Annotated in this window: 11 protein-coding genes; 4 read left to right on the top strand and 7 right to left on the bottom strand. The window is 53.6% G+C overall.

The window, feature by feature from the left end:
- Positions 1-99 precede the first annotated feature (99 nt).
- The gene (locus LG297_RS12920; RefSeq protein ID WP_404420854.1) at positions 100-1194 is read left to right on the top strand and encodes a TRAP transporter substrate-binding protein; all 1095 of its coding nucleotides are present in this window, start codon (positions 100-102) and stop codon (positions 1192-1194) included.
- A gap of 256 nt (positions 1195-1450) precedes the next feature.
- Positions 1451-2545, top strand: coding sequence for a TRAP transporter substrate-binding protein (locus LG297_RS12915; protein WP_404420852.1), 1095 nt, complete (start codon positions 1451-1453; stop codon positions 2543-2545).
- 99 nt (positions 2546-2644) lie between these two features.
- Here the strand turns inward: LG297_RS12915 and LG297_RS12910 are convergent, their stop codons facing one another.
- Positions 2645-3304: a glutathione S-transferase family protein gene (locus tag LG297_RS12910; RefSeq protein ID WP_404420850.1), complete on the bottom strand. Its 660-nt coding sequence runs from the start codon at positions 3302-3304 to the stop codon at positions 2645-2647.
- 111 nt (positions 3305-3415) lie between these two features.
- On the opposite strand from LG297_RS12910, the gene LG297_RS12905 reads away from it, so the two are divergent.
- The gene (locus LG297_RS12905; protein WP_404420848.1) at positions 3416-3919 is read left to right on the top strand and encodes a winged helix-turn-helix transcriptional regulator; all 504 of its coding nucleotides are present in this window, start codon (positions 3416-3418) and stop codon (positions 3917-3919) included.
- A gap of 46 nt (positions 3920-3965) precedes the next feature.
- Here LG297_RS12905 and LG297_RS12900 read toward each other — a convergent pair whose 3' ends face one another.
- A complete protein-coding gene (locus tag LG297_RS12900; RefSeq protein WP_404420846.1) occupies positions 3966-4358 on the bottom strand; it encodes a hypothetical protein in 393 nt (130 codons plus the stop codon).
- Positions 4359-4492: 134 nt separating this feature from the next.
- On the opposite strand from LG297_RS12900, the gene LG297_RS12895 reads away from it, so the two are divergent.
- A complete protein-coding gene (locus tag LG297_RS12895; protein WP_404420844.1) occupies positions 4493-8470 on the top strand; it encodes a NahK/ErcS family hybrid sensor histidine kinase/response regulator in 3978 nt (1325 codons plus the stop codon).
- An 874-nt stretch (positions 8471-9344) separates the two neighbouring features.
- Here LG297_RS12895 and LG297_RS12890 read toward each other — a convergent pair.
- From LG297_RS12890 to LG297_RS12870, 5 genes are all read right to left on the bottom strand, one after another.
- Positions 9345-10262 (bottom strand): Kiwa anti-phage protein KwaB-like domain-containing protein, encoded by a 918-nt coding sequence (locus LG297_RS12890; protein ID WP_404420842.1) that lies wholly within the window; start codon positions 10260-10262, stop codon positions 9345-9347.
- Positions 10263-11148: 886 nt separating this feature from the next.
- Complete coding sequence (locus LG297_RS12885) at positions 11149-11766, bottom strand: LysE family translocator (protein WP_404420840.1); 618 nt, start codon at positions 11764-11766, stop codon at positions 11149-11151.
- 95 nt (positions 11767-11861) lie between these two features.
- Positions 11862-12707 (bottom strand): AraC family ligand binding domain-containing protein, encoded by an 846-nt coding sequence (locus tag LG297_RS12880; protein ID WP_404420838.1) that lies wholly within the window; start codon positions 12705-12707, stop codon positions 11862-11864.
- A gap of 168 nt (positions 12708-12875) precedes the next feature.
- Positions 12876-13430 carry a PRC-barrel domain-containing protein gene (locus tag LG297_RS12875; RefSeq protein ID WP_404420836.1) on the bottom strand — a complete coding sequence of 185 codons (555 nt, stop codon included), beginning with the start codon at positions 13428-13430 and terminating at the stop codon, positions 12876-12878.
- Positions 13431-13637: 207 nt separating this feature from the next.
- A complete protein-coding gene (locus tag LG297_RS12870) occupies positions 13638-14435 on the bottom strand; it encodes an outer membrane protein (RefSeq protein ID WP_404420834.1) in 798 nt (265 codons plus the stop codon).
- Positions 14436-14564 lie beyond the last annotated feature (129 nt).

Here is a 14564-nt window from a genome sequence, read left to right as displayed (position 1 = left end):
AAATAGTGGCATATGCGCGATCTTTTCGCCAAAATCCCCCAACGCATGCTGGTGGTTGCGCAAAAAGCCACCAAAGTAAAAGAGTTTAGGGGGTTATCAATGAAGCGTCGTCAATTCCTGAAAGGTGCCGGAATTGGTGCCGGTGCCGCGGTTGCGGCCACGGTTGCCGCACCAGCCATCGTATCCGCGCAGGAAAGCCTTAATTGGCGGATGGTCATGCCGTGGCCGAAAGGCACGCCCGGTCTTGGCACCAATGCCGAAAAATTTGCCGCCATGGTCAAGGAAATGTCCAATGGCCGCCTGAATATTTCAGTTTTTGGCGCTGGAGAAATCGTACCGCCGTTCGAATGCATGGATGCGGTCGAGCAGGGCGTGGTCGAAATGGCGCATGGTACCCCTTATTACTGGCAGGGTAAAAACCCGGCGCTCAACTTCTTCTCGACCATTCCGTTCGGGCTGACCGCGTGGGAACTTTCCGCCTGGCTTCGCTTCGGCGGCGGGCAGGAACTTTGGGAAGAAGCCTATACCGAGTTTAATGTCGTGCCGTTCTATGCCGGGAACTCCGGCATGCAGGCCGGTGGCTGGTTTAACAAGGAAATCAATTCGGTCGAGGACCTTAAGGGGCTTAAAGCCCGCTATGCCGGGATCGGCGGCGAAGCGATGCGTCGCCTTGGTGCAAACATCACCATGCTGCCGCCGGGCGAGATTCTGCCCGCGATGCAGTCCGGCGCGATCGATGCCGCTGAATGGGTTGGTCCATGGAATGATCTGGCATTTGGTCTGTATCAGGTTGCCAAGTTTTACTATACCCCGGCCTTCCACGAGCCCGGACCGGGCCTTGAGATCTTTATCGCCAAGGACAAGTTCGATGCGCTTGGCACCGACTTGCAGGCGATCATTCGCTATGCCGCGCAGGCGATTGCCGAAAACACCCTGGCCGATTTTACCTTCAATAACCTGCAATCCTATCAGCCGCTGATCGACAAGGGTGTCGAAGTGCGTCAGTTCCCCGACGAAGTCATCCTGGCCCTGGCAGAGCAGTCCAATGCCGCGGTCGAGGAAATTGCCGCCAAAAATGACATGAGCGGCAGGATCGCCGAAAGCTATCTTGCGCTTGTCAAGAAAGCCGCACGTTACGGTAAGGAATTCGAGGCGACCGGACTTTTGCAACGTGCGAAAGTCTGGGGTTACTGAACCCTTCGAAACCTGAATATTCATATTCATCGGGTCGGGGCCGCCTTCGGGGGCCCCGATTTCGTTTTTTCCGCTTTCAGGCGACTTAGAGACAAACTTCTATTTTCGCAATGGACGTTACGGGATGCAGAGTTCGTTGCAGATGAACTGTTTGTAGCGGCAAAAACAGGAACGTCAATTCCTTGCAAAGTTACGAATGCTATTTTAGAAGCAGATTTGCGCAAAAAATTGCCAATATGAACTGGGGAGCCCCACAATGAAACGTCGTCAGTTTCTGACCGGTGCCGGTATGGCTGCCGGTGCTTTCGCCGCGGCCAGTGCCGCACCATCAATAGCCAAGGCCGATGAACAAATTCACTGGCGTATGGTCATGCCATGGCCGAAAGGCACACCGGGCCTTGGTGCCAATGGCGAAAAGTTTGCCGAGCGCGTGACCAAAATGTCGGGCGGCCGTCTTAAAATCACCGTTTACGGCGCAGGTGAACTGGTTCCGGCTTTCGAATGCATGGATGCGGTCGAGCAGGGCGTTGCCGAACTGGCGCATGGCACCCCTTATTACTGGGCTGGCAAGGATGCGGGTGTAAACTTCTTCTCGACCATTCCGTTCGGTCTGATGGGGTGGGAGCTTTCGGGCTGGCTGCGTTTTGGCGGCGGGCAGGAACTTTGGGATGAGCTTTATGCCCAGTTCAACGTCAAGCCGTTCGCGGCCGGGAATACCGGTTTGCAGGCCGGTGGCTGGTTCAACAAGGAAATCAACACCGTCGACGACATCAAGGGCATCAAGATGCGCTATGCCGGGATCGGTGGCGAAGCGATGCGCCGTCTGGGTGCCAATGTGACGATGTTGCCCGCTGCCGAAATCCTGCCGGCCATGCAGTCGGGGGCAATTGATGCCGCCGAATGGGTTGGCCCATGGAACGACTATGCGTTTGGTTTGACCCAGGTTGGCAAATATTATTACACCCCGGCATTTGCCGAGCCGGGGACGGGGATTGAGGTGTTTGTCAACAAGGACAAGTTCGCGGAATTGCCCGAGGACCTTCAGGAAATCTTTGCCGTCGCCGCACAGGCCAATCTTGAACAGACACTCGCAGATTTCACCTTCCACAACATCCAGTCCTATCAGGCCGTCTTGGCCAAGGGGGCGGAAATCCGTCATTTCAGCGATGATGTGATTGCAGCCCTTGCCACCGAGGTCAAGGCAGCGGTCAAGGAAATCGCCGATCAGAACGAGCTGAACGGACGTATCTATGCGTCCTATATGGATTTCGTGAAAAAGGCCGCGCCGTATGGCAAGGAGTTCGAAGCCACCGGGCTTCTGCAACGCGCCAATGTCTGGGCCGACGCCTGAGAACTTTCGGCCAATATGACCGGATAAGGAAAAAGCGGCATCTCCGGATGCCGCTTTTTTATGTCCGATGTGAGGCCCAAAGGGCTGCCCCGATCAATATCAATCCCGATCCGGTGCGCCCAGTGGAAAGAAATCGCGATAAGGACGCCCGCCCTCAACACATCGTGCAAAGGATGGCCTTTCAATCAGGCGATTGCGATAGGCCCGGACATTTTTGAATTTCGCATCAATTGGATGTGTCCAGTCCGCATAAAACAGCGCAGGTGCCGCAGCACAATCGGCAAGACCAAAATCATCGCCCGTCGCCCATGTCCGGTCTTTAATCTTTTCATCAAGCCAGCCATAGGCAGTTTCAAGCATCTGGCGGGATTTTTCAACGCCATATGGATCGCGATTTTCAGGATCGCGGATGGCGTTGAAAACAATCTGCATCTGCGGCGCTGCGATGTAATTGTCAAAAAAACGGTCCATAAAACGCGCTTCAAGTGCAGATTTTGGATCATGCGGGATCATGCGCACTGGACCAGGGTGATACAGATCGAGATATTCAATCGCGATGGTGCTTTCGATAATGGTTTTGTCGTTATCAACCAGAACCGGCATCTTCTGGATCGGCCAAAGGGCCGCAAATTCTGCAAGATTGTCGGAATCCTGAAAGTCGACCTGATGCCATTCAACCGAAATATCGTTCTCGTAAATCGGGATCAGGACCTTTTGGCAGTAAGATGAAAAGGGATGACCGTAAAACCGGATGCTCATCAGAAGTTCCTCCGTGGTGGCGTGATGGCTGACTGATTTTATTTTGCAACCAGTTGTGTTTTAGCAAAACCAGTCCTATTTTGCAACCAGACTTGGAAGGGGCTGCAATTAATGGATCATCATCGTTCGGGGTGCCCGATCAATCTGACGCTGGAAACACTTGGTGATCGCTGGAGCCTGATCGTTATCCGCGACATCATGTTTGGCAATCGCCGTCACTTTCGTGAGCTGTTGACCAATTCCGAAGAAGGTATTGCGTCCAACATTCTTGCCGCACGTCTAAAACGACTGCTTGAAGAGGGATTGCTTGGGAAAACCGACGATCCGACGCATCGGCAAAAGGTCATTTACAGCCTGACGGAACCGGCGATTCAACTGGTGCCGATATTGGCCCATATGGGCGCGTGGGGCAGGCGGCATACGCCGGTATCACGGGAATTGTCGATCCGGGCGCAGTTGCTGGAAGAGGGTGGCCCGGCCATGTGGCAGGGATTTATGGATGAACTGCGCCACATTCACCTGGGGGCACCTGCACCGGAAAAATCGGTGCTGTCGCAATTGCAGGCAGCCTATGAGAGGACCGTCGCCGAAGAACGCGATGCTGCAGACCGATAGAGCGAGATGCAGGGAAAGGCAAGGACACCGTCGCCGGTAGCTCCGATCAATGCATGGTTGGCGCGCCGGGGGGCAGGGGGAGGTCGAAGGTGAATTTGTCCTGGCCTTCATATTCTTCAAGCGCGATGCGTTTAACCAGTTCCGAGCCCAGTGCGAGCGAGGTTTCAATCGCCCATTTGAGCTGATTTACCGCACCTTCGTTGCCAGCGGCCAGCGCCTCGGGCAGGATGCGTTCCTGGAGGAATTTGGCGACCCCGGCGAAGGCGCGGGCGGCACTTTCGCAATTGGCACGTTCGATAACAAAGCGCCCGGAATGTTCGATGGCGGTGGCAATGCCGGAAAGGTGGCCCATCATGACCTTTATCTCGCGGTCGTCGCTTTCGGTTTTCTTTGCGACAAAGCGCAGGATTCCTGCGTAAAAGCCGTAATCGGAAGACATGACAATCCTGATCGTTCTTGGTCTTTGGTCGGGTTTGGATTTGCGCCGTTTTAGTCCATAAGCGCGTCGTGGTATAGTCCAAACGCCAACCAACTGTTTTGGCGGCATGATCGATACGCGGAGCCATAAGCCGGATGCTTCAGGGCGGACTTATTTTCATTGTTGCCATGGCCTATATCGGGCTTTTGTTCGCGATTGCGCATTATGGCGACAAATATGCCGAAAAATGGCGGGCGTCGCGCCTGAAGCCCAGTATCTATGCGCTGTCGATGGCGGTCTATTGCACGAGCTGGACATTCTTTGGCTCGGTCGGGACGGCATCCACGCGCGGCTGGGCGTTCCTGCCGATCTATATCGGTCCGATCATCATGATGGTTGTCGGTTTTGGCGTGATGACCAAGATCGCGACCGTGTGCCGCGAACAGAACATTACCTCCATCGCCGATTTCCTGGGGTCGCGATACGGCAAGAGCCAAAGCCTGGCAGCGCTTGTGGCGATCATTGCCGTGATCGGGGTTCTGGCCTATATCGCGCTTCAGCTCAAAGCGGTGTCGCTGTCATTCGATGTTCTGATCGGCGAGGTGGGCGAGAAGATCGTGCGCCACAGCGAGGCGGATTTTACCAAGGATACGGCGTTTTACGTCACGATCCTGATGGCGGTCTTCGCGATCCTGTTCGGGGTGCGTTATATCCATGCGTCAGAGCATCATGACGGACTTATCCTTGCGGTCGCGTTCGAAAGTCTGGTCAAGCTGATTGCGCTTTTATTCGTCGGGCTGTTTGTGGTTTACGGGTTGTTTGACGGCTTTGGCGACATGCACCTGCAGGCAACTGCCAATCCAGACATTACCGAGATGTTCAAGCCCGATGCGTGGCTGTCATCGCATTTCTTCATTTCGACGCTGCTGGCGCTGTTTGCGATTTTCTGTCTGCCGCGCCAGTTTCATGTGACATTCGTTGAAAATGACGACAGCCGGAATTTGAAATCGGCGCGCTGGCTGTTTCCGGGCTATCTGATTGCGATCAATATTTTCGTCGTGCCGATTGCGGTTGCCGGAATCCTGCTGTTTGGGGGCGATCCGACGGTCAATCCCGATACGTTCGTTTTGACCCTGCCGTTGCTGGGCGGGGAAAACTGGCTGGCGGTGTTTGCCTTTGTCGGGGGGCTTTCGGCCAGTACCGGCATGGTGATCGTATCGTGTGTGGCGGTATCGACCATGGTCTGTAACGATCTGGTGATGCCGCTTTTGCTGCGGTCGCAGAAATTGCAGGGGCGGTTTGCAGGCGATGTCAGCCAGGTTCTGCTTAAAGTCCGCCGGGCCGCGATCATTGCCATCCTGTTTCTGGCCTATGGCTTTTACCGGTTCCTGTCGGAAAAATACGCGCTGGCCGATATCGGGCTTTTGTCCTTTGCCGCGGTCGCGCAATTTGGCCCGGCGGTTCTGGCGGCGATTTACCTTAAATCGATCAACCGGACCGGGGTGCGGCTTGGCCTGATTTCAGGGTTTGTGCTATGGAGCTATACCCTGCTGCTGCCAAGCTTTATCCAGAGCGGGCTTTTGCCGATGTCGATCCTGACGGACGGGCCGCTGGGCATTGGTATCCTGCGGCCGCAGGCGTTGCTTGGCGTCGGGATCGAGGACCATCTGACGCACGGGGTTGTCTGGTCGCTTGGAGTCAATTTCGTTCTGATGTTTGTCGGATCGGCGATTGGCGTGCAAGGCGTGACCCAGCGCCGTCAGGCACAGCTTTTTGTCGATATCTATCGCAAGGATACCAAGGCACGGAATGACACATGGCCGGGGCGCGTGACCCTTGGCGATCTTGAAGACCTTGCCGCTCGGTTCCTTGGCAAACATTGGGCGCAACGTGCGTTTCGCACCTACCTTCTGCAACGCGGGGACGACAGCAAACGGTCCGACATTGCCGATTTTGACGCGGCGAATTTTACCGAACATCTGCTTTCGGGCGCGGTCGGTGCGGCGTCATCGCGCGTGGTTATGGCGCTTTTGCTGCCGGACAAGGCGGTATCGCGGCGCGATGCGATGGAGCTTCTGGACGAGGCGTCCGAGGCGATCAAATTCAACCGGGACCTTTTGCTCAATACGCTGGAAAACATTTCGCAGGGGGTCGGGGTGTTTGACCAGAATTTGCGTCTGGCGACCTGGAACCATCGATTTATCGACCTTTTGGGCATTACCGCAAGTGACATTCAGGTCAATATGCCGCTTTCGGAACTGGTGGATATCTGCCGGGAGAATGGGGCGCGGGCGGTTGATATCGATATCCTTCTGGGCCGCAATGCCGCGCCGCAAATGCGACGATTACCCCATACCTATGAGCGCAAACGGGCGGACGGCATGGTGCTTGAAATGCGGACCAACCCGATGCCCGATGGCGGGTTTGTCGCGACCATTGCCGATATCACCGCACGTGTGCGGACCGAGGAAGCGTTGCGCGAAAGCGAGCGCAATATTCGCATCTATACCGACAATATTCCGGTCATGATCGCCTATGCCGATAAGAACCAGCGACTTCGTTTTACCAACCGCCCGTATGAGCGGATGTTTGGCATCCGCCGGGTCGAGGCGCATGGCATGGCCGTGCGCGAAGCGGTGGGTGAGGAGCGCTATGTCCGGCTGGAGCCGATGATCCGCGCGGTGCTGGAAGGGTATCGCCAAAGCTTCGAGATCGATTTTCCCGCCCCCAAAGAAGGCTGGGGGGCGAGTGACGGCAGCGAACGTGAAGCCCGCTATGCCGAGGGGACTTACATCCCGCACTTTGACGAAACCGGCGAAGTTTTGGGTTATTTCTGTATCTATCACGACATTACCGAACGCCGGAATGCCGAACGGGCGCTTAAGGATGCCAACGAGGGGCTGGAAGCCCGCGTGACGGAGCGCACCCACGCGCTTGAGGAGCTTAATTCGGAGCTTTCAGTCGCCAAGGAACAGGCCGAAACGGCGAACGATACCAAAACCCGGTTCTTTGCGGCGGCCAGCCATGACCTTTTGCAGCCGCTTAATGCCGCGCGCCTGTTTACCGTGGCGCTGGGCGGCAAGGAGCTTCGGGACGATATCCATGATCTGGTCAGCAAGGTTGATCTGTCGCTAAAGGGGGTCGAGGAGTTACTCAACGAGCTTCTGGATATCTGCAAGCTTGATGCAGGTGCCATGCAGCCGACGATCCGTGATTTTCGGGTTTCGGATGTGCTCAATGCGCTCAAGACCGAATTCACCCCGGTTGCGGAGAAGGCCGGGCTTCGGTTTGCGGTGCATCCGCGTGATGTCTGGGTCAAAAGCGACAGCAGGCTTTTGCGCCGTATCCTGCAAAACTTTATCTCCAACGCGCTGCGTTATACCCGGCATGGCGGGGCGGTGGTCGGGTGCCGGATGCGGGGCGACAAGATCAGGATCGAGGTATGGGATAGCGGGCCGGGCATCCCCGAGGACAAGCTTAAAGTCATCTTCCGCGAATTCCATCGCCTTGAGGGGCCGGAAACCAACGATGTCAAGGGGCTTGGCCTTGGCCTTGCGATTGTCGATCGTCTTGGCCGGTCGCTGGATCACACGGTTTCGGTGCGATCGCGCCCGGGGCGGGGGACGGTTTTCTCGGTCGATGTGCCGATTGGCATTGTTGACGAGGCAGCTATGCCCAAACCACGCCGCCGGATGGCAGGCGAACTCGGTGGATTACGCGTCCTTTGCATCGATAACGAACCCGATATCCTGGATGGCATGCGCGCCATGCTGGAAAACTGGAATTGTGTGGTGGCGACTGCGCGTTCAGGGATTGATGCCGAGAAGCTTCTGGTTCCGCAGAAAGTAGTGGCGGACAAGGAGGGATTCGAACCTGTCTTTGCCCCCGATATCATCCTTGCCGACTATCACCTGAGTTCCGGCGAAACCGGGCTTGATGTCCTGATCAGGCTGCGGGACCAGCACGGCTTTGACATTCCCGGCGTGGTGATTACGGCGGATCGCAGCACCGAGACGGCGGAACTGATCCGCGCCCAGAGATTCGCACTGCTCAACAAGCCGCTCCGCCCGGCGAAACTGCGCGCATTGATGACACGGGCATTGAACCGGCAAAGCTCGGATGCAGCGGAGTAGAGCTTCGGTCTTGGCAATATGTTGAAAAATAACATCTTTTTAAGGGATCCGGATTTTTTGCAAGTTTCCTAAAAATTGTTCTTGATTTGTTCTTTCGTTTATGGCATAAAGACAAAGTCAACGGGAGAAATGCACCCGGACCCAAAACCCGCAAAGCGTGATTCGCTTTCGCGGGTTTTTGCGTATTCGGGCCAGAAAGACAGGAACAAGATGATGCTGGAAATGACGATGACAGTGCCGCGATTTGACAGGCCGAAAGGACGACGGCGATATCGCCAACGGATCATGACTGGCGGGTGGAAAAGCCATTGCGGCGGTATTGCGTCCGGGTGATGAGCCCGTGGAGAACTTGCGGAAAATTGGTGTGAATCATGACGGGAGAGATGCGCCCTTTGGGTGAGGAGGCAAGTTCGGAGCAGGGTGATCTGGGGTGGGGCGAGGTCGGGGATCATTTGGTCTGGTGTGGCTTGGCTTGGCGTGGAAACGGGGCCGAAAACTGCGTTTGGAAATGTCGGAAGGCTTGTGACCAACGGCGGGAAGTGCGTCCGTCCTGCGTTCATCGACCGTCACTGGTGCGATGACCTTGTGTCACCGGCAGGTGCCGATTGTAGCTTGATAGGAGAGGGTGGGGGCGAGAAGGGGCGTGTGCCAGGTTTCTGTCGTAGTGATGACAGACTTCCCGCCATGTGGCTGCTGCTCGGATGACAAGCCTGACGCCTTCCGTGCTGTGAAGGTAGATGTTGATATGGCTAGTCGTGATGAGGTAAGGGTACGCCTAGCACTTCTCGCTATTAGACAAACCTCAGGACCCGGCAAAGCTGAGGGCTTTAATTACAAAAGCGATCAGCCTACTAGGATTGGGGCATCCTAGCAACTAAGTGACGCTAGAAGTATCTTGGACGTCATAAATATTTTCCGAGAATCCAGATGATAATCTGTGATCTAGAAGAGCTTGAAATATATGTCTGCAGTCGCTTTTGCTTGGGTCAATTTTTCCATCTTCCGAGAAGTGGATGTTTAATTTGTATGTCTTGTATTTTTCTTTTAGATTTTTCATGAAAATTGGGTTCTTGTAAAAACCTTTGGTCTTGATCGCTGTTGATCTTCGTAATTGTATTTTATTAGTTCCGACATAGTCTGAAAGCTTTTCTGTACTGGTAAATATTTCTGAGAAATCCGGCTCATTCTTTAAATCTGAAAAATCGTTTATGTAAGAGAGTTTGTATCTTAATATTGATTCAAAATTATTCTTGTTAATTATGAATATTTTTCCTTTAATATAGAAAAAGTCTACGCTATTGTAGATTTCGAATGTTTCCTCTTCGCTAATATCAAGTTCATGGTCTGAGAAGATTGCATTTCTTACCCCTTTTTTTCTTTTTGTTTTCCATGTGCTTGGAAGTTTTTTAGCTGCAATTAAAGTTTCTTCATTGTGCATCATTCTTATCATGTAGAATTCTGAGTTAATCAATTCTTTTGATTTAAGGGCTCTTTTTTCTTCGTCTTGGTTGTTCATCATTTCGATGAATATGGACATAATTGTTTCATCAGATTCTATTTCTAGTGCGCTTGTAGCGTGGTTCTCTGTAATTATACTGTATTGTATAACTTCTTCGATCTTTCTTGCTTGTGAAGTTATAATTTCGCGAATGGCGTTGTCTAAATTTTCACTTGTTTTTATCCACCTTTCTTTGAATGCATATTTTTTTTCTCGCATGGATGATTTAAATGTCCAAAGTACAACATCAGCTTCTTTAGCTTGAAATAATTTCAGGTCGTTAATTGTGTCCAATTAATCCTCCTCTATTCATCTGTAAAAGCGATCATTATATCTTGTATATGTTCGTATTTAACGGTTTCTGTGTTCGATAGTTTGCCGCGGAATAACATTTTTCCTTCGTTTATTTTGCTTTGAGAAGATTGTTTGTAGTTTACCTCGTAAAGCTTCCAGCCAAAAACAGTAAGTAGTGGGTTTAGTATTATTGTCCCACTTTTATGATTTATAATAAACATCCATATCATAAAAATAAAAAATCCTAATATTTCCAATCCATCTTTGTAGTTTACACTCATAAGAGTGACGATGTACGGTAGAGAATAATTTATCAGCTCACTTGGTATTGATTTCCTTTTAATTATCGTTGCTTTTATCTTGGGTGATGTCTGTTTTATAGCCAATAATGTTACAGCGAGACTGGAGATACATACCAATATCGCTGGTATAGATAGGTAAGGCGTATGGAGAGGTAACGAACAAGAACTGCTGCTCAAATTTAAGCAGAGGCTCTGAGAAAGTTTATTGGTATCAATATCTTGTATTAATAATATAAGGCTAAGAGGGGTGTATGATCCCAAAAATATTAGAATAGATGAAAGCACATGGAGCTGCATTTGAACCTGCCATATTTCTCGTTAAGATTGTAACTGGTCTCTTTTTCAAGGGAAAGTCATTTTATTAGAAAAAGTGCGTACATACAATGTTCTTGTTTTGTTCTTTTTGGAGGCGTTCCGTTGCCCCTGATAAAAATTGCTGAGGGTTATGGTGCCTGACAGTAACGGTGTTGGTCAGCCTATTAACCGGTAAATGCTAATTTGGTACCAAGCTGCACAACCGCTGTGGCTGGACTCCTTCTATGCCGTTGCCTAAAACCTAGCAACAGCACAATGGGCGGGGAATTTTACACTCGGCCGGCGAGGGCCAGTCTCGCGGCGAGAACAGCGAAAACCCCGGCAAAGCTTTTCCCCAGCCAGTTCATGATCCTTGGCCGTTCGATGACGTGGCGGCGCAAGGTGCTGGCGAAGAAGCCGTAAAGGATGAACACCGCGAAGGTGAGTGCCATGAAGGTCAGGCCGAGCAGGGTCATCTGGGCGGTGGTTCCGCCGGCGTTCGGGGTGATGAATTGCGGCAGGAAGGCCAGGAAGAACAGGGACAGTTTCGGGTTAAGCGCGTTGATCAGGATGGCGTCGCGGATGATTTTGGCGGCGTTGACGGGATCGGATTTGGCGGTGACTTTCATCGCACCCGTGCCGCGCCACATGCCCCACGCCATGTAAAGCAGCCACGCCACGCCGAGGTAGCGCAGGATTTCAAAGGCAAGGGCGCTTGTGTGCAGCAGGGCCGCGAGGCCAAGGATGCTTGCGCCCATGGCGGGCAGGATGCCGAGTGTGCAGCCGAATGCCGCAAAGATGCTGGCGCGCATGCCCCGGCCCAGCCCGATGGCAAGGGTATAGATCACCCCCGTACCGGGCAGCAGAACGACAACAAGCGAGGTCAGGAGATAGTCGGGGCTGATCATGATGGCGTGGTTCCGTTTTTTGGTTTGACCTGATCCGCGCAGTTAAGCGTGTTTTGATCGGGTATTCTTGAACGGAATTGCAGGCCGGAAATGGATCAGTTTGCCAGCAGAGCTTTGGCATACCGCCCCGGCGAAAGGCCATAGGCGCGGATGAAATGCCGGTTCAGGTGGCTTTGATCGGCAAAGCCTGCGGTGGCGGCGACCTCGGCCAGGGGTGTACCCGTCGCGATCAGGCGGCGGGCGAGGTCAAGGCGGCGCTGGATGATATAGGCATGCGGAGTAAGCCCCGTCGCACGGGTGAAATGGCGGACGGTCTGAAAGCGGCTGAGCCCGGCGGCATTGGCGAGATCGGCAAGCGAGAGATTTTCCTCCGGTGCATCATCGATCATGGTTTTGGCGCGTGCAATGGTGGCATCGGCGCGGTTTGAGGAGCGGTTGCGAGGATGATCGGGGCTGCCCGGTATGATGATGGCGTGATGGAGCAGAAGAAACAGCATTTCTTCGCGCCGGAGGGCTGCGGTCTGGCTGTTGCTTGGGCTGTTAGCCTGGGTGATGGCGGCAAAGAGCGCATTGAAGCAGTGTGCGACGGCGGGGGAGGTGATGACCGGGCGGGTGAATTCGTAATCGCCTGATCTGCCATCTGTCATGTCGTATGCGGCATCGCGGATCAGATCCGGGTCGAAATAAAGCATGTTCCAGCCGCGCGGCCCATCGCCAATCGGATGGCCGTCGTGAATTTCACGCGGATTGACCGTGATGACATTGCCTGCCCCGGCTTCGACCATGCCGCGCCCGGAAAGCGATTTTTGCGCGCCGCGATAGATCACACCGATGCCGAATGTTTCGTGGCTGTGGCGCGCAAAGCTGTGGCGTGTTTCGGCCATAACGGCCTCAACCCCGGTGGCGTCATGGGCGATGATATGAATGCGGTCCTGCGTCATCAGCAAATGCTGGCAGGTTTGCCGGTTTTGCGCAAGCGGCACCCAAAGGGGTGCCGCCTGAATTGTCATTCCCGAGAAGACGGGAATCCGTTATATTTCAACGGGATATGGATTCCGGGTCTGCGCTGTGCTTCGCCCGGAATGACGATTTTGATCAGTCGCCAGTGATCAGTTGCCGGTAACAGGGGCTGCTGCTTCGGCTTCTTCCCGTGCGGCTTTGGCGGCTGCTTCCTGCTCGGCAGCCTTGACTTCATCTTCGGTTGCCGGTTTCGGGTCATTCACATTCGCATCTGCGGGCATGGGACGGAAGGCCGAGCGGTCAAACTCGTCAAGCGCCTGCAAGGCATCGGCATTGGTTTCGATCACAAGCCTGCGGGCATCATCCTGTTCGGTCCATTTTGCCAGATCGTACTGGAGGGCAACCTCTTTCTGGCCGATGCCAAGAAAGCCGCCAACCCCGACGACAAGGGCCTCGATCTCGCCGTCATTGTTGACCACGATATCCGTGACCTCGCCGATATCCTGTGCATCGGCACCGGTTTGGTTATAGACGGATTTGCCCATCAGTTCGGACGCGAGATGCCCGGACGCATGCACGACCATTTCCATTTCCGGCGGGGCCTGGCCCGGATCGGCTGCGGGGGCGGTTGTGGCAGTCTGTGCGATTGCGCCACTGGTGAGCAGTGTGGCGATTGCCGTGCTTATGAGGAGTGTTCTGGCCATAATCAGCTCTCCTTCGGCTATGACTGTGACAGGTTCGTATTTCCGGGCTTTTGGGGTGCCATCAGAAATAGTTCCTGTATTACAGACAGTTCGAGGGAGCAAAGAGTTCCATATATCAAGGAATTTATTGTGATGACTGATGTATGGGACTTTTGGGGATGCCGAGGGGGATGCTGATACCGCATCCCCCGTATCAGGCCGGTGGCCCTAGAATCGCTTGATCAGGCCAAAACGGATCGTGTGCGACTGGAAATCGGCTTCGTGTTTGAACGAACCGGTAAAGGAGGCAGCCGCCAACGGAACAAATCTGTCAAAGGACTGAGTCTTGTCAACGATTTCGGGATAGTAGTTGAAGACGTAATCCCCGCGCAACGACCAGCCATCCCCGAGATTATAGGCCGCCCCGACATTCGACGACAGACCCAGGGCCCAGCTTGTTTCATCAAACTCGGCGGGCTGGCCGCTGCCGTTATCGTCAACATAACGGAAATTGTATTTGAACCGGCTGAGCGACGGGCCGGCGGCCGCATGGATCATCCAGTTGTCAAACGCATAGCCGATTTTCGGCCGGATGCTGAACGCGAAATTGGTTTTAACCGTGGTTTGCGTCGAAAAGTCTACCGTGGGAGAGGACGTGAAAGTCACCGGCCCGGCATTCGAGCTTTCGGAATAATCCATGACTGTCAGATCGGCTTCGATGCCATAGATCATGTTGCCCTGCCGGTGATCATATCCGAACAGGCCGGATCCGGAGGCAGAATGGCCGTCTATTTCTTCCTGTAAACCGGGTCGGAGCTGATCAAGGTCGCTTTGTTCACTGAAATAGCCGCTGCTTTGGGCTTCGCTATCGGGATTGGAAGCGCCATACATGCCGCCAAGCGCAAACCCGCCGTAAAAGCCCTGCCAGTTTTGCATTTCCGATGCTTTGGCATCAAATATTGTGGCGGAAACCGCGATCATTGCGAGACAGGCAAACGTGCCTGAAAATCCCGGTTTACATGACATGGTAATCCCCAATTCCTTGTTTCATAAGCTGAAATTGGGGGAACAGTATTTTATATTATCCGGGGCTTCAATGACTTTAATCGCAATGGTTGCATGAAATAGCGCTCAGATTGTTTTTTTTAACTGTAA

This window comes from Thalassospira australica (genome assembly GCF_044790785.1).
Classification (GTDB): Bacteria; Pseudomonadota; Alphaproteobacteria; order Rhodospirillales; family Thalassospiraceae; genus Thalassospira; species Thalassospira australica_A.
Note: the sequence above shows the minus strand (reverse complement) of the source record. Positions and strands in the feature narration are given on the sequence as shown.